At 71.1% G+C, this 15,603-nt stretch carries 12 protein-coding genes and 1 pseudogene; 10 read left to right on the top strand and 3 right to left on the bottom strand.

All coding sequences use genetic code 11. The features are described from left to right. Positions 1-54 precede the first annotated feature (54 nt). Both ACX27O_RS30330 and ACX27O_RS30325 read left to right on the top strand, forming a co-directional pair. Complete coding sequence (locus tag ACX27O_RS30330; protein ID WP_210861282.1) at positions 55-927, top strand: phospholipase D-like domain-containing protein; 873 nt, start codon at positions 55-57, stop codon at positions 925-927. 30 nt (positions 928-957) lie between these two features. Continuing rightward, on the top strand, positions 958-1,953 hold the full coding sequence (locus ACX27O_RS30325; RefSeq protein WP_210861281.1) for a hypothetical protein: 996 nt from the start codon (positions 958-960) through the stop codon (positions 1,951-1,953). Positions 1,954-2,068: 115 nt separating this feature from the next. Here ACX27O_RS30325 and ACX27O_RS30320 read toward each other — a convergent pair whose 3' ends face one another. Next, on the bottom strand, positions 2,069-2,965 hold the full coding sequence (locus ACX27O_RS30320; RefSeq protein WP_357637539.1) for a glutamate cyclase domain-containing protein: 897 nt from the start codon (positions 2,963-2,965) through the stop codon (positions 2,069-2,071). A gap of 239 nt (positions 2,966-3,204) precedes the next feature. Here ACX27O_RS30320 and ACX27O_RS30315 point away from each other — a divergent pair, with 239 nt between their 5' ends. Both ACX27O_RS30315 and ACX27O_RS30310 read left to right on the top strand, forming a co-directional pair. After that, complete coding sequence (locus tag ACX27O_RS30315) at positions 3,205-4,503, top strand: aspartate aminotransferase family protein (protein WP_458940466.1); 1,299 nt, start codon at positions 3,205-3,207, stop codon at positions 4,501-4,503. Further along, positions 4,500-5,987 (top strand): CoA-acylating methylmalonate-semialdehyde dehydrogenase, encoded by a 1,488-nt coding sequence (locus ACX27O_RS30310; RefSeq protein ID WP_458940465.1) that lies wholly within the window; start codon positions 4,500-4,502, stop codon positions 5,985-5,987. Before ACX27O_RS30315 ends, ACX27O_RS30310 begins: the two co-directional genes overlap by 4 nt. Here the strand turns inward: ACX27O_RS30310 and ACX27O_RS30305 are convergent. After that, complete coding sequence (locus ACX27O_RS30305) at positions 5,959-7,416, bottom strand: acyltransferase family protein (RefSeq protein ID WP_210859591.1); 1,458 nt, start codon at positions 7,414-7,416, stop codon at positions 5,959-5,961. The two genes, ACX27O_RS30310 and ACX27O_RS30305, sit on opposite strands and share 29 nt — an antisense overlap. 189 nt (positions 7,417-7,605) lie before the next feature. Here ACX27O_RS30305 and ngcE (ACX27O_RS30300) point away from each other — a divergent pair, with 189 nt between their 5' ends. From ngcE (ACX27O_RS30300) to ACX27O_RS30290, 3 genes are all read left to right on the top strand, one after another. After that, positions 7,606-9,021 carry an N-acetylglucosamine/diacetylchitobiose ABC transporter substrate-binding protein gene (gene ngcE, locus ACX27O_RS30300; protein WP_210859592.1) on the top strand — a complete coding sequence of 472 codons (1,416 nt, stop codon included), beginning with the start codon at positions 7,606-7,608 and terminating at the stop codon, positions 9,019-9,021. Positions 9,022-9,085: 64 nt separating this feature from the next. Beyond that, entirely contained in the window at positions 9,086-9,994 is a 909-nt protein-coding gene (locus tag ACX27O_RS30295; protein ID WP_030337772.1) for a carbohydrate ABC transporter permease, read from the top strand. After that, positions 9,991-10,890, top strand: a complete 900-nt coding sequence (locus tag ACX27O_RS30290) for a carbohydrate ABC transporter permease (protein ID WP_358134644.1) — start codon at positions 9,991-9,993, stop codon at positions 10,888-10,890. The genes ACX27O_RS30295 and ACX27O_RS30290 overlap by 4 nt, the downstream gene beginning before the upstream one ends. A gap of 282 nt (positions 10,891-11,172) precedes the next feature. On the opposite strand, the gene ACX27O_RS30285 is transcribed toward ACX27O_RS30290, so the two are convergent. Next, positions 11,173-12,159, bottom strand: a complete 987-nt coding sequence (locus tag ACX27O_RS30285) for an N-acetylglucosamine kinase (RefSeq protein ID WP_210859593.1) — start codon at positions 12,157-12,159, stop codon at positions 11,173-11,175. A gap of 206 nt (positions 12,160-12,365) precedes the next feature. Here ACX27O_RS30285 and ACX27O_RS30280 point away from each other — a divergent pair. From ACX27O_RS30280 to ngcE (ACX27O_RS30270), 3 genes and pseudogenes are all read left to right on the top strand, one after another. Beyond that, positions 12,366-13,304, top strand: a pseudogene (locus ACX27O_RS30280) (MurR/RpiR family transcriptional regulator); the annotation flags it as partial. A gap of 68 nt (positions 13,305-13,372) precedes the next feature. Further along, entirely contained in the window at positions 13,373-14,122 is a 750-nt protein-coding gene (locus tag ACX27O_RS30275; protein WP_030337776.1) for a sugar isomerase domain-containing protein, read from the top strand. Positions 14,123-14,148: 26 nt separating this feature from the next. Continuing rightward, positions 14,149-15,585 (top strand): N-acetylglucosamine/diacetylchitobiose ABC transporter substrate-binding protein, encoded by a 1,437-nt coding sequence (gene ngcE / locus ACX27O_RS30270; RefSeq protein WP_210857892.1) that lies wholly within the window; start codon positions 14,149-14,151, stop codon positions 15,583-15,585. The last annotated feature ends 18 nt before the right edge of the window (positions 15,586-15,603 follow it).

Raw genomic sequence — 15,603 nt, 5'->3', positions numbered from 1 at the left:
CGGCGGTTGTGGCAGCTGTCTACGCTGGCGGGAGCGGCTGATTGGGGGATGTCGATGGCCCGTGACATGGCCCGTGAGCGGATACGCGGGCAGGGCAGCTCCAGTGGAGGCTTCGTCCGTCTGGTGGCGCACACCGACCCGGTGGCGTTGGTCGGCATCACCCTGTCGATCACCCTGAGCATCACGCTCGACCTCAGCAACGCCGCATCGGGGGTGGAGTCGCTGCTGGCCGGCCTGATGGGCATCACCATCTCACTCCTGGTGGACTCGTTGGCCCGCGCGGAGCGCCGGTTCCACCTGCGAACCCTGCTGGATGGCCCGCCCTGGCTCGTCCGCACCACGACGGAGCTCGCCGGGGCGATGCGGGACGCGGCCGAGCAGCACGCCGGCACCCGGGTCGCGGCGGAGGCGCAGCGGCGGTATGAGCAGTTCCGGGTGGAGGCCGAGCAACTCGCGGAGGGTCGCATCATCCGGCGCGGCGACGAGGACGAGGACCTGATCGGCGCGACCCGCACCTGTACCCAACGACTGGACGCCCTGACCAACGTGATGCCCCGGGCGAGCGGGGAGCTGAGCTGGTGGCGCAGCGAGATCGGCCGGCGCTACTGGGAGGCCAACCTCGAAGCCCTGCAGCGGGGCGTTCAGATCACCCGGGTGTTCGTCTACGCCAGAATGAGCGACGAGCTGTCCGCCCTGGTGGAGAAGCAGCGTGCGGCGGGGGCACGGGTGGGGTTGCTGCCCTACGGTGTGGTCAGTCCCCAGCTACACGTCAATCTGGCACTCTGGGACGGGTCGAGCTGCTGGGAGGCCCACATGACCGCACACGGCGAGATCGGCGAGAACCAGTTCTCGGTCAACCGGACGGACGTCAACCGGCTCACCCGCGTGTTCGACCTCTGCTCGAATGCCGCGACCTTCCAGGACTGACGGCCCCACCGGGGCGGAGACGGGTGAGCCATGACGTGGAGTGCGGTCCTGCTGGTGACGGCCGTGGTCTGGGCGGTCAGCGTGATCCGCTCCGTCCGGCTCCGAGCGCTGGTCTACAGTCTGCCGCTGCCGATGACGCTCGCCCTGCTCAGCACCGATTACCGGGTGGGCGGCGCGCAACTGCTCGGCGTGCTCGGGCTCAACCTCTTTTTCGTCACGGTGGCGGTCACCTACCACCGGCTGCGCTGGCCGATCCTGCTCGCCGACGCTGCGGGGATCGCCGTCTACGTGGCGCTCAGCGCCGGCCTGCTGGCCGTCGTCATCCCGTTCGAGGCGGCGCTCGTCGGCACGCTCGTGCTCTGGTCGGGGGCCATGCTGCTGCTGCACCGCCGCGCTCGCCCGAGCGTCGCCCCCGCTGATGCCCCGGCGGCCCCCACCGATGAGGGGGCCGCCGTCGCCGAGACCTCGGACGGAGGACGCCCGGACGGGCTGCCGGCGTTGCTCAAGTTGGTGGTGATCTTCGTCGGGGCGATTCTCACCGCGCTGCTCGGTGCCGTGCTGCGCGGCATGGTGGTGACCTTCCCGTACTCGGGGGTGCTGGTCGCCGTCGAGGCCCGCCACCAGTTGCGCGAATTCAGTCGTCACTTCGCCCGCAACAGTCTCGCGCTTGTCGGTTTCCTCACCGCGTACCACTACCTCCAGGACGTCTCGTCGGCCGTGGCGCTGGGTGCCGGTTGGGCCGCCTTCGCGGTGGTTGCTGTGGCCCTGCACCTGCCGTTGCGCCCACGACCGGCGGCCCCGGACCCTTCGACGGCGGGCCCGACCATCGCGTCGCCGCCGCACCAGCCCTTGCCGGACCGGCGACCGGCCACGCCGCCCGCCGACGACGCGACCCCCGGTGAGTCGGCGCGCCGTCGCGATCCCGCCACGTTGACGGGCGGCGGCCCGCCGGTGGCGCGGAGGGCCGCGCAGGTACGCCCGCCAAGGCCACTCCGGCCGGCGACCGAACCCCCTTCCGTCCGATGAGGACACCTGGCGGGCGATCTCGGAGGTGCTGGCCGGGCGACGCCCGGACTCCGGCGCGCTCGACCGACACGTCTTGGCCCGCACGTCATCGGCGACGAGCGGCCCGGAACACGTCCTAGCGGCTGGTTCCGACCAGTTCGGCGATGCGGGTGAGGGGTTCGGCGTACGCGGGCCAGTCGAGGCCATCGACACTGAGCGTGGGGCGGCGGCGTACGCCGTCCACCGCGCCCGCGCCCACTACCGCGCTCAGCAGGTCGTACGACCAGGCCGGCTCCAGCAGCGTACGAAGCTCGGGCACCTCGGGGTGGAGCAGCGACAGCGCGCCGACCAGGGCGGCGGCAGCCCAGTTCGAGGTGCCACCGACGAGTAGGGCGTCCGCGCCCACCACGCACCGGATCCGCTCGCCCGCGGCGACCACCCGCCCGACCAGGTCCGCCGGCAGGCGGCCCATGCCGAGTTCGTTGCCGCCGTCGCCGATGCCGATCCGGAAGGCAGACCCGGAGGTGTAGAGCTGGTCAAGGGGTGCCGTGTGTGCGCCGATGTCCTCGCCGCGCATGTTCCGCGGCCGACCGTCCACCCCGGGCCCGACCCGTTCGCAGGCGATGAGGTGCGTCAGCTGGCCGTACGCGGGGATGCGGGCGGCGGCCCAGTCCTCGTACCCGCGCAGTGGCGCGACGTCCACCGGCAGGTTGGGCGCGGTGGCGGCGACGGCCGCCTCGAGCACGGGGGCGCAGGGCTCGTCGGTGACGAGCCGGCATCGGCCGCCGAGAAGGCGCAGCGCGACGGCGATCTGCACCGCGCCGAGCGGGCCGTCGGTCTCCGCGGCGGGTGGGTCGGCGCCGGGGATGAAGAACCCGGTGAAGACGGCGGCGTCGGGCGGCCCGGCGGTGGCGAGCGACCGGGCGGCGGCGAGCAGTCCACCGGCCGCCGGCGCGGCCAGCGCCTCGCTGCCCCGGCCCACCTCGCGCGCCGCGACGCGCTCCAGTTCGGCGATCGTCTCTTCGATGCGCACCGCGTGCCTCCCCGGTCACAGTGGACCGAACCAGGGTAGCGGTGTGCCACCACGCTGCGGATCGAGTGGAGCGAACGTAAGAAGACTGCCCAAATCGGTGGCCAAGGCGAAGCTTCACCCCGGAAACCGTTGACGTGCTGTCAGGTCGGGGCAGCTATGGGCTACAGGCTGGCAGTTGTTCGCCTCGGCTGGCGGTGGGAGCGTGCGGTATCCACGAACGCCGCTGAAGGGTTGCCACGATGACCGACGACCTGCTGGCCCGGCACCGGGCCGTGCTCCCGTCCTGGATGCCGCTGTACTACGCCGAGCCGATCGAGCTGGTGTCCGGCTCGGGCCGCCGGGTCACCGACGCGCAGGGTCGCAGCTACCTGGATTTCTTCGGCGGGGTGCTGACCAACATGATCGGGTACGACATCCCGGAGATCCGGGAGGCCGTCGAGCGGCAGTTGGCCACCGGCATCGTGCACACCTCGACGCTCTACCTGATCCGCCAACAGGTGGAGCTGGCCGAGAAGATCGCCCAGCGCTCCGGCATCCCGGACGCCCGGGTGTTCTTCACCAACTCCGGCACGGAGGCGAACGAGGCGGCGCTGCTGGTCGCCACCAACCACCGCCGATCGCACCAGGTCCTGGCCGTGCGCAACAGTTACCACGGCCGGTCGTACGCGGCGATGGGGGTCACCGGCAACCGCAACTGGTCGGCCAGCGGCCTCAACCCGCTCCAGGTGGCCTGGCTGCACTCGGGCGACCGGGTGCGCGGGCTGATGGCCCGGCTCAGCCCCGACGAGCAGGTCGACGCGGCGGTGGAGGACCTGCGCGAGGTGCTGGCCACCCAGACCGCCGGTGACGTGGCCGCGCTGATCGCCGAACCGATCCAGGGCGTGGGCGGGTTCGTGCACCCGCCGGACGGGCTCTTCGCCGGCTGGAAGAAGGTCCTCGACGAGCACGGCATCCTGTTCATCGCCGACGAGGTGCAGACCGGCTGGGGGCGTACCGGGGAGCACTTCTGGGGTTACCAGGCGCACGGCGTCACCCCGGATCTGCTCACCTTCGCCAAGGGCATCGGCAACGGCTTCGCCCTCGCGGGGGTGGTCGGTCGGGCCGAGGTGCTGGAGTCGGTGGCGGCCATCAGCTTCTCCACCTTCGGCGGCAACCCGATCTCCACGGCGGCCGGCAACGCGGTGCTCGACTATCTCCTGGAGCACGACCTCCAGGCGAACGCGGCCCGCGTCGGCGCAATCCTCGCCGACGGCCTGCGGTCCGCGGTGGGTGGGCTCGACTGCGTCGCCGAGGTACGCGGAAAGGGGCTGATGCTCGGCGTCGAGTTCGTCCGGCCGGGCACCAGCGAACCGGACCCGGCGTTGACCAACCGGGTCTTCGAGGCCGCCCGGGAGGGTGGTCTGCTGGCCGGCAAGGGCGGCCTGCACGGCAACGTGCTGCGGATGGGTCCACCGTTGACGCTCACCGAGGCGGAGGCCCGGGAGGGCCTGGCGATCCTCGTCGACGCGATCCGCTCGTGCGCGGGGGTGGCGGCATGAGCATCGGTCACTTCATCGACGGCAAGCGGGTCGGCGGCACGTCGGCGCGGCGCGGCGACGTGTTCGATCCGGCGACCGGTCGGCGTACCGCCGAGGTCGAGCTGGCCTGCACCGCGGACGTCGACGTCGCGGTGCAGGCCGCCGCCCGCGCGGCGCGGGCCTGGCGGGACGCGTCGTTGGCGAAGCGCTCGGCGGTGCTGTTCGCCTTCCGGGAGTTGGTGCACGCCCGCCGGGACCGGCTCGCCGAGGTGATCACCGCCGAGCACGGCAAGGTGCTCGCCGACGCCGCGGGCGAGGTGCAGCGCGGCCTGGAGGTCATCGAGTACGCGTGTGGGCTGCCGTCGGCGCTGCGCGGCGCGTTCAGCGAGAACGTGTCGACCGAGGTCGACTCGTACACGATCCGGCAGCCGCTCGGGGTGGTGGCGGTGATCTCGCCGTTCAACTTCCCGGTGATGGTGTCGCTGTGGTTCGTGCCGGTGGCGGTGGCCTGCGGCAACGCGGTGGTGCTCAAGCCGAGCGAGAAGGACCCGAGCGCGGCGCTGCTGCTGGCGGAGTGGTTCGCCGAGGCGGGCCTGCCCGACGGGGTGCTGAACGTGGTGAACGGTGACAAGGAGGCGGTCGACGCGTTGCTGGACCACCCGGAGGTGCGGTCGGTGTCGTTCGTCGGCTCCACCCCGATCGCCCGGTACGTCTACCAGCGCGGGACAGCCGCCGGTAAGCGGGTGCAGGCGCTCGGTGGGGCGAAGAACCACATGGTGGTGCTCCCGGACGCCGACCTGAATCTGGCCGCCGACGCGGCGGTCAACGCCGGGTTCGGTTCGGCGGGGGAGCGGTGCATGGCCATCTCGGTGCTGGTGGCGGTGGAGCCGGTGGCGGACGAGTTGGTCGAGCGGATCGCCGAGCGGATGACCGGTCTGCGCACCGGCGACGGTCGACGGGGCTGCGACATGGGCCCGCTGGTGACCGCCGCCCACGCGGCGAAGGTGCGCTCCTACGTGGACGCGGGTGTGGCCGCCGGCGCGGTGCCGGTGGTGGACGGGCGGGACGTGACGCCGGACGGCGACCCGGACGGTTTCTGGCTCGGCCCGACGCTGTTCGACAGGGTGACCCCGGACATGTCGATCTACACCGACGAGGTCTTCGGACCGGTGCTGAGTGTGGTCCGGGTCGGCTCGTACGACGAGGCGGTGGAACTGGTCAACGCCAGCCCGTACGGCAACGGCACGGCGATCTTCACCAACGACGGCGGCGCGGCCCGCCGCTACCAGCACGAGGTGGAGGTGGGCATGGTCGGGATCAACGTGCCGATTCCGGTGCCGATGGCGTACCACTCGTTCGGCGGCTGGAAGTCGTCGCTCTTCGGTGACCTGCACGCGCACGGTGAGGACGGGGTGCGGTTCTTCACCCGGGGCAAGGTCGTCACCAGTCGCTGGTTGGATCCCCGACACGGTGGGGTCAACCTCGGGTTCCCCACCCAGACCTGAGCAGTCGCAGCACGCCCGCCCCGGCCAGGTACGCCACCAGCGCCGGGACGGGCGTGCCGAGCGGCTCCGGGGCCCGCTGCGGTGTGGCGCTGTTGATCAGCAACGCGGCCACCACGGCGGCGTAGCCGGCCACCGCCAACGCCGCCCGGGCGGGGCTGCCCCGGGTCCGGCGTCCGGTGCGGTGCCGGGCGCTGCGCGCCTCCACCGGGCCGAAGATGGCGACGAGCGCCACCAGGACGGCGCTGAGCAGCAGCAGCCAGGGCACCCGCCAGGCCCACCAGGCGGCAGTGTCGACCGCCGGGGCGGGCAGCGTCCCGACCGCGTCGAGCATCCCGATCAGCAGGATCGCGGCAGTGAGGTGCCAGAGGAAGACGGTCAGCACCACCAGGTTGACCCCGATCACCAGCTGCCACGGCCCGGTGCGCCGTAGCAGCCGCTCCGCCGGGCCGCGCAGCAGCAGGATCACCCCGAGCTGGCCGGCGGCGACGGCCAGCAACGCGAGGCTGGGCGGCGCGCTGTTGTCGAACCGTTCGTCGGGCACCTTGAGCATGACCACCGGCCACGGGCCGAGCACGGTGAGCAGCAGCGCCGCACCAATCCCAGCGGTCAGGAACACCAGGCCGGCCCGGCGGGAGGTGGGCAGCCGTCGTCGGCGTACCCCGGGACGGTCGGGTGTCGACGGCCCGGCGGCGTCGGCCTCGGCGGGTGGTGGCGCGGTCTGGCCGGCCGGGCCGGTCGACGGCTGCGGCGGCGCGGCCCGACCGGCGGGTGGCACGGTGCGGGTGTCGTGCCAGGCGAAGCCGAGCTGGTGGACGGCGAGCCATCCGAACAGGTAGTTGCCGTAACTCAGCTCCTCCGGCCCGATCAGCCGGCCGAGGTCGCCGAGGCCGACCAGAACCACCAGGACCAGCGGCACGGCCAGGCCGAGACGGCGGTGCAGCGCGTACATCGCCGGGGTGAGCACGACCGCCGCCAGGTAGGCGACCAGGAACCAGAGCGGAATGGTGGCGAACCAGACGACCTCGCGGATCCGGGTCGGCTCGGCACCACGCAGCCAGGCGGCCGCCGCCGCGGCGGTGAGCACCAGCAGCAGTGTGCTGGTGGGGCGGACCAGGCGGGCACTGCGGTCGATCAGCCAGCCGGGTGCGTCGCCGCCGCGGGCCCGCAGCCGGGTCAGTGAGGCCGCGTTGGCGTACCCCCCGACCAGGAAGAAGACCGGCATGACCTGGGCCAGCCAGGTCAGCGGGTACGCCCAGCGCAGGTCGCCGAGTGCGGAGTGACCGGTGGCCTGCCCGGCGGCGTCGCGCCCGATCACCGTGACGCTCCAGTGTCCGACAACGACCATGGTGATGGCGAGCGCGCGGAGCAGGTCGACGTACCGTTCCCGCCCAGCCGGGGTGTGCTCGGCCAGCTGGCGCAGACGGCGCATCGCCTCAGGCTAGGCGACCCGGCGACGGCTGGTGGTGATAACGGTTCGACAGTCAGGACTTGAAGTCCGGGCCCGGCTGTCGTAGAAATTCTTCAGCAACAGAGCACGAACTGAAGAGAATCACCGCGCCTCGCGCGGCGGACGCCTCCCCCACACCGGCGGCCGCCCGACCCGACCCGAGGAGAACCCATGAACAGGCGTGACATCCTGCGGCGCAGCGCCGCCGCCGGCCTCCTGGCCACCCCCGCCGCCGGCCTGCTGTCCGGCTGCGCCACCAGCGGTGGCGGTGACAAGAACGATGCCGAGACCTACCAGGGCACCAAGAGCGCCCAGAACCCGCTCGGCGTGAAGGAGGACGCCCCACTTGAGGTGGTGATCTTCGGCGGCGGGTTCGGTGAGGAGTACGCCAAGGCCCACGAGGCCATGTACACCGAGAAGTACCCGAAGGCGAAGATCAAGCACTCCTCCACCCAGGAGATCAGCAAGACTCTCCAGCCACGCTTCGTCGACGGCACCCCGCCCGACGTGGTCAACAACTCCGGCTCCGGCCAGATCGACTTCAACGGGCTGGTCAGCCAGAACGCCCTCGCCGGCCTCGACGAGCTGCTGGCCGCCCCGAGCCTCGACATCCCCGGCAAGACGGTCAAGGAAACCCTGCTGCCCGGCGCCGTCGAGGTCGGCTCCTACGACGGCAAGTTCCTGGTGCTCAACTACACCTACACCGCCTACGGCATCTGGCACTCCGCCAAGCTCTTCGCCGACCGCGGCTGGTCGTACGCGAAGACCTGGGACGACCACATCGCGCTCTGCAAGCAGATCAAGGCCGCCGGCATCGCCCCCTGGACGTACGCCGGCCTGCACCCGCGCTACATGAGCTGGCCGCTGATCTCCACCGCCATCAAGCTCGGTGGCCCGTCGGTGGCGACCGCCATCGACAACCTGGAGCCGAACGCCTGGAAGTCCGACTCGATGCGGACCGCCGCCGACGCCTGGCACCAGATCGTGAAGGACAAGTACATCCTGGACGGTTCGTCCGGCCTGGACCACAAGCAGTCGCAGACCGCCTGGTGCCAGGGCAAGGCCGCCTTCATCTCCTGCGGCTCCTGGCTGGAGAGCGAACAGAAGGACGTCACCCCGGCCGGGTTCAACATGACCATCGCGCCGACGCCGAGCCTCGGCAGCGGCGACAAACTGCCGTTCGAGGCGATCCGGGGCACCGCCGGGGAACCGTTCATGGTGCCCGCCAAGGCCCGCAACGTCGCTGGCGGCCTGGAGTACTTCCGGACCATGCTCTCCAAGAAGGGCGCCCAGGACTTCACGAAGAAGGTCGCCAGCCTCACCGTGGTCGCCGGCGCCACCGAGGGTGTCGAGCTGCCGTACGGGCTGAGCACCGTGGTCAAGACCCTCGACGCGTCCGGCGCCAACGGCTTCAACTGGGTCTACAACAACTTCTACCGCAAGTTGGAGCGCAACCTCGTCGACGCCGCGTGCGGCGAGTTCTTCAGTGGCCGGATCGGCCCCGCGGAGTTCCTCGAGCAGTGCCAGAAGGGCGCCGACTCGATCGCCCAGGACAGCTCGATCAAGAAGTACAAGCGAGCGGCCTGACCGCCCGGCCGGTGGGGGAGACGCCCTTCCCCACCGGCCGTACCCCCTCGGAGAGGTCCACCTCGTGAAACATGGCAAGTGGCCGCTGATCGTCACGTTCCTGGTGCCGCCGGTGCTGTTGTACGTCTTCTTCGTCGTCTCGCCGTACCTGCAGGCATTCCAGATCTCCACCACCGACTGGCTCGGCTACTCGGCCGACGCGAACCCGGTCGGCCTGGCCAACTTCAAGGCCCTCTGGCACGACGACTACGTGTGGAACGCGCTGAAGAACAACGTGATCCTGTTGGCTCTCGTGCCGGTGCTGACCATCGTGCTGGGGCTCTTCTTCGCGACCATGCTCGCCATGGGTGGGCGCAAGGGCAGCGCCGGCGTGACCGGCGTACGCGGTGGCGCGCTCTACCGCACCGTCTACTTCTTCCCGCAGGTGCTCTCCGTGGTGATCATCGCGCTGCTCTGGAAGGAGGTGTACCACCCCAACAAGGGGCTGCTGACCAGCGCACTGCACGGTCTCGGCCTGCCCTCGCCGACCTGGCTCGGCGACCCGGCGACCGCCTTCTGGTGCGTCCTGGCGGTGATGGTGTGGAGCAACGTCGGCTTCTACGTGGTGCTGTTCGGCGCGGCGATGTCGGCAGTGCCGAAGGAGATCTACGAGGCGGTGCTGCTCGACGGCGCGTCCCGGTTCACCACCCTGCGTCGGGTCACCCTGCCGCTGCTCTGGGACACCGTCCAGGTCGCCTGGGTCTACCTGGCCATCTTCGCCCTGGACGGGTTCATCCTGGTGCAGCTCATGACCAACGGCGGCCCGAACTTCTCCACCGACGTGATCGGCGTACGGATGTACGACACCGCCTTCGGCAGCGAGACCAAGTTCGGCTACGCCTCGGCGATCGGCGTGGTGATGTTCTTCCTGACCCTCTCGGTGGCGGTGCTGTCGCTGCGCATCGGCCGGCGCGAACGGATCGAGTACTCGTGACCACTCTGGATCAGCCCACCACGACCGCCCCGACCCCGGTCGTCCGCCGGGACCGCCCGGTGCGCCGGGAACTCGGCGTGGCCAACACCCTCTCGCACGGCTTCCTGCTGGTCTGGGGTCTGCTCACCGTCCTGCCACTGCTGTGGATGTTCATCAGCTCGTTCAAGACCAACGGTGAGATCCTCGCCGACCCGTGGAGTCTCCCCGGCGCGTTGCACCTGGACAACTGGGCGCGGGCCTGGACCGGCGCGCACATCGGCCGGTACTTCCTGAACAGCATGGTGGTGGTCGCCGGTTCGGTCAGCCTCACCATGCTGATGGGGGCGACCGCCGCGTACGTCTTCGCCCGCTACGAGTTCCGGGGCCGCCAGGTCGTCTACTACCTGTTCGTCGGCGGCCTCATGTTCCCGGTGTTCCTCGCCCTGGTGCCGCTCTTCTTCGTGGTCCGCAACGCCGGCCTCTTCAACACCTGGCTCGGGTTGATCCTCGTCTACGCGGCGTACTCGCTGCCGTTCACGGTGTTCTTCCTGACCGCGTTCTTCCGGACCCTGCCGACGTCGGTGGCGGAGGCCGCGCTGGTCGACGGCTGCGGCCACTTCCGGCTCTTCTTCCGGGTGATGCTGCCGATGGCACGTCCGGGACTGATCAGCGTGGCGATCTTCAACTTCCTCAGCCACTGGAACCAGTTCCTGCTGCCGCAGGTGCTGTTGCAGGGCGACGAGTCCAAGTGGATGCTGGCCCAGGGGCTGTTCGCGCTCTCGGTCAGTCAGGGCTACGCCGGTGACTACGCCCGGCTCTTCGCCGGACTGAGCATCGCGGTGCTCCCGGTGCTCGCCCTGTACGTGGCGTTCCAGCGTCAGGTGCAGGCTGGCCTGACCGCCGGCCAACTCAAGTAGCGGCCCGCCACCCTGACCGATAACGACCACCCGGTGTGCGGCCCGAACACGACCTCCCGCCCGACCCGGCCGCGACCCTCCGCCCGGTCCGCCCGACCCCCTCGCCCGGTCATGATCGTGCTCGATCCTGGATGTAGTCCCCTCCTCGTGGCACGAGGCCACTACTTCCTGGTTCGAGCACGATCATGACCGGCGCGCCCGGGCCCGATGCGACGCGAGCGCGGGGGCGGTGGGGGCGCGGGGCGGCCAGGTGCTGGCGGCCGGGTGGTGGGGTGTGGTGGGTCAGGGGGCGGGGAAGAGGCGGGCGTGCAGGGCTGCGGGGTCGGTGACCTCGGGTAGGCCGCGGGCGGCGAGCCAGGCCGCGGCGGCGGCCCCGTCTCCGGCGGTACGCACCGGCGCGTCCGGCCAGCGTCGGGCGATCTCGGCCCGGACGGCGGTGGCGAGCGGGGTGTCCGCGGTGAGCAGGCCACCGCCGAGCACGACGGGTGTCACCGCCCCGGCGGTGCGGATGCGACTCACGCTCTCGGTCAGGTGCGCGGCGGCTTCGGTGATCAGCGCGGTGGCGACCGGGTCGCCGTGGGCGGCGGCGTCGACGACCAGCGGTGCGAGCCGGGCGAGTTCGACAGGGGGTCGACGGGTCACCGTCTGGATGGTGGCGTCGACGGTGTCCCGGGGGCGGGCGGCGACGTCGGCGCTGCCCAGCAGTTCGGTGAGGACGGTCGTGGCCAGCGCGCCTGGGGCACGCCCCGCGTCGAGATCGGCGAGTAGCCGGCGTACCGCTTCCCGGCCGAGCCAGAAGCCGGAGCCGGCGTCGCCGAGGAGCCAGCCGTGGCCGTCGGCGATCCGGTCGAGCCGCAGGTCGTGGACCTGCGCGGTGATTGCCCCCGTGCCGGCGATGAGGATGGTGCCGTCCGGGGCGGCGGTGCCGGAGGCGTAGGCGACCAGGGCGTCGCCGTGCACCTCGTACGGGCAGCGCAGGCCGGCGTCGCGCCAGGCCTGATCGAAGGCGGCCCTTCCGGCCGGGTCGGCGAGCAGCCGGCCCGCTCCGGCGAGACCGATGGTGCCGGCGGCGGCCCGCGCCGGGTCGACGTCGGCGAGCGCCTCGCGCAGTGCGGTCAGCAGCTCGGCGGCGGCGCGTTCGGCGCCGTGACTGGTGGGGTTGCCGCCGCCGGCGCGGCCGGTGCCGACGCGGCGCCCGGTGAGGGTGAGGACGGTCGCCCGGGTGGACGTACCGCCGACGTCGAGCCCCACCACGACGGTGTCGGACATCGGCACGGGTCTCCTTGCGTGGAACGGCGATCTGGCTTGTTCATGCTGGTCGGCGGCGTGGTGCGGGGCAAGTGGTGGGGGCCGTGCGGGGCTGTGCGCCGGGTAACAGTTTGAAAACTTCGCCCACGGTCTTGACATAGAGGGGCGTCTAGTAAGAACTTTTACCACTAACGGTTAACAGTCTTTTCGGAAAGTTGAGGCGACTCATGGTTGATCACGAGGTGGACACCGCCGCTGGGACCGCGGTGGTCGACGCCGACGTGATCGACCGCAGAACCTCGCCCTCCGACGGGGTGCTGGCAAGGGTGCGCAACGGGCTCGGGGAGTTGACCGGCGCCCTGCACCGGGTCGCCGAGCACGTGCTCAGCGACCCGGAGGCCGCCGCCCGATCGACAATCGTCGAGCTGGCCGAGCGCAGCGGCACCTCACCGGCGACCATCACCCGGTTCTGCCGGGCGATGGGCTTCGAGGGGTACGCCGACCTGCGACTGGGCATCGCCTCCGAGACCGGGCGGGCGCGCTCGGCCGGTTGGACGGTCGACATCGGACGGGAGATCCAGCCGAGCGACCCGCTCGCCCGGGTGCTCGACCAGATCATGGCCGCCGACACCCGAGCCATGCACGACACCGCCACCCTGCTCGACCTCGGCGAGGTGGAGCGGGCCGCCGTGGCGATCGCCGGCGCCAGCCGGGTCAACATCTTCGGCGCCAGCGGCAGCGCCCTGGTCGGCGAGGAGATGCAGTTCAGTCTGCACCGCATCGGGGTGGCGGCGTGGGCGTGGAACGACGTGCACGAGGGGCTGGCCAGCGCCGCCCTGCTGCGACCGGGGGATGTGGCGCTCGGCATCTCGCACACCGGGCAGACCCGGGAGACCATCGAGATGCTCGCCGAGGCGGGCAGCCGGGGCGCCACCACGCTCGCGCTCACCGGCTTCCCCCGCTCGCCACTGGCCGAGCTGGCCGACATCGTGCTGCTCACGGCCAGCCAGGCGACCACCTTCCGGCCGGACGCGCTCTCCGCCCGGCACCCCCAGCTGGTGGTGCTCGACCTGCTCTACATCGCCGTCGCCCAACGCACGCACGACCGCGCGCACGCGGCCTTCCGGCGGACCGCACAGGCCGTCGACGGACACAAGTCGGCGAAGCGGCCGCCGGGAAGCCACCCGCCGCAGCCGACACGAGGTTTCCCGACAACATCCGAGGGAGCCGACTCATGATCAGCGCCCAGGGGTACGCGGACGCCGTCCGCCCGGTGCTCGACCGGCTACTCGACTCGGAGGCCGACGGGATCACCCGGGCCGCCGACCTGATCGCCACCAGCCTGCGCGACGGCGGCGTGCTCCAGGCGTTCGGCGCCGGGCACTCGGAGGCGTTCGCCGCCGAACTGGTCGCCCGGGCCGGCGGGTTGGTCCCCACCAACCGGCTCTCGGTACGGGACCTCGTGATGCACGGTGACGCCCCGCGCGACGTGCTCGCCGACCCCAAACTGGAACGTGACCCCTCCATCGCCCACCAGATCTACGCGCTCGCGGCGCCCCAGCCGCGCGACGTGTTCGTGGTGGCGTCCCAGTCCGGCATCAACGGCTCGGTGGTCGAGCTGGCGGCGCTGGTCACCGAGCGCGGTCACCCGTTGATCGCGGTCACCTCGGTCGAGCACACCGCACGGGTGGCGCCACGGCACCCGTCCGGGCATCGGCTCGCCGACCTCGCCGACGTCGTGCTGGACAACGGCGCGCCGTACGGCGATGCACTGCTGCCGCTCGAGGGCGGCGGCGCGGTCTGTGCGGTCTCCTCGGTCACCACGGCGCTGCTGGCGCAGCTGCTGACCGCGGAGGTCGTACGACGGTTCCACCAGGCCGGAGAGGTACCCCCTATCTACCTCTCCGCCAACGTCCCCGGAGGGGACGAGCACAACCTCGCCCTCGAGTCGCGGTACGCCGGACGTCTCCGGCGTACCGCATGACCCGAATTCCACAAGGAGAGACGACGATGTCGATTACCCCCGAACACCCGGCCGCACTCGACCGTCGCACGGTGCTGCGTCGCGCCGCCGCCGTGGGCATGCTCGCCACTCCGGCCATCGGCCTGCTCGGTGCCTGCGCCACCAGCAGCAACGACGGCGACAACGAGCAGGTCGCCGGCGGCACGAAGAGCGAGAAGAACCCGCTGGGCGTCAAGGAGGACGCCGCGATCGAGGTGGTCATCTTCAACGGTGGCTACGGCGAGAAGTACGCCACCGACGTGCACGAGCCGCTGTACAAGAAGGCGTTCCCCAAGGCGGAGGTCAAGCACCAGGCCACCCAGGCCGTCTCCACCGTGCTCCAGCCGCGGTTCGCCTCCGGTAACCCGCCGGAGTTCGTGAACAACTCGGGCGAGAAGCTGATGGACTTCGGCGCGCTCGTGGCCGACGGTCAGCTCCAGGACCTCACCGAGCTGTGGGACGCGCCGTCGGTCGACGACCCGGCGAAGAAGGTCCGCGACACGGTGGTGCCCGGCACCATCGAGGCGGGCTCGTTCAACGGCAAGCCGTACGTCCTGTACTACGTCTCCACGGTCTTCGGCATCTGGTACTCGGGCAAGCTGTTCAAGGACAACGGCTGGGCGCCGGCGAAGAACTGGGAAGAGTTCATCGCCCTGCTCACGGCCATCAAGGCCAAGGGCATCACCCCGTACGGCTACGCCGGTGCGAACGCGGCCTACTACCAGTGGAACGTGATCCTCACCCACGCCGCCAAGATCGGCGGCGTGGACGTGCTGAAGAACATCGACAACCTGGAGGACGGCGCCTGGCAGCAGGACGCCGTGAAGCAGGCGGCCACCGCGTGGGCCGAGGTCGGCGCGAAGTTCAGCGACAAGAGCTTCGAGGGCCTCAAGCACACCGACGTGCAGCTGCGGCAGAACCAGTACAAGGTGGCCCTCTACCCGAGCGGTGACTGGCTGGAGGGCGAGCAGAAGAAGGACACGCCGGCCGGCTTCGACTACCAGCTCATGCCGGTGCCGAGCATGTCCGCCTCGGACAAGCTGCCGGCCACCGCGCTGCGGGCCACCGCCGGTGAGGGCTACTTCGTCTCGGCGAAGAGCAAGAACCCCAAGGGTGGCCTGGAGTACATGCGCCAGATGCTGTCCAAGGAGGGCGCGAAGGGCTTCACCGAGGTCGTCAAGGCCCCGACCGTGGTCCCCGCCGGTTCGGAGGGCTTCGCCTTCCCGCCCGGCGTGGCCAGCTCGCAGGCCGCGCTCAAGGCGGCCGGTCAGGACGTGTTCAACCTGTACTTCGACGGCTGGTACAAGGAGCTCGACACGGAGGCGCGGACCGCCACCAACGAGCTGATGTTCGGCCGGATCAACGCGGACGCCTTCGTGGAGCGGATCCAGAAGCGTGCCGACGCGATCAAGAAGGACAGCTCCGTCGCCAAGTTCAAGCGCTGATCGATCGGAGCTAGGGTC

Source organism: Micromonospora sp. SD19, from assembly GCF_054462275.1.
The sequence above is the reverse complement of the archived record's forward strand: the minus strand, read 5'-3'. Positions and strand labels throughout refer to the sequence as shown.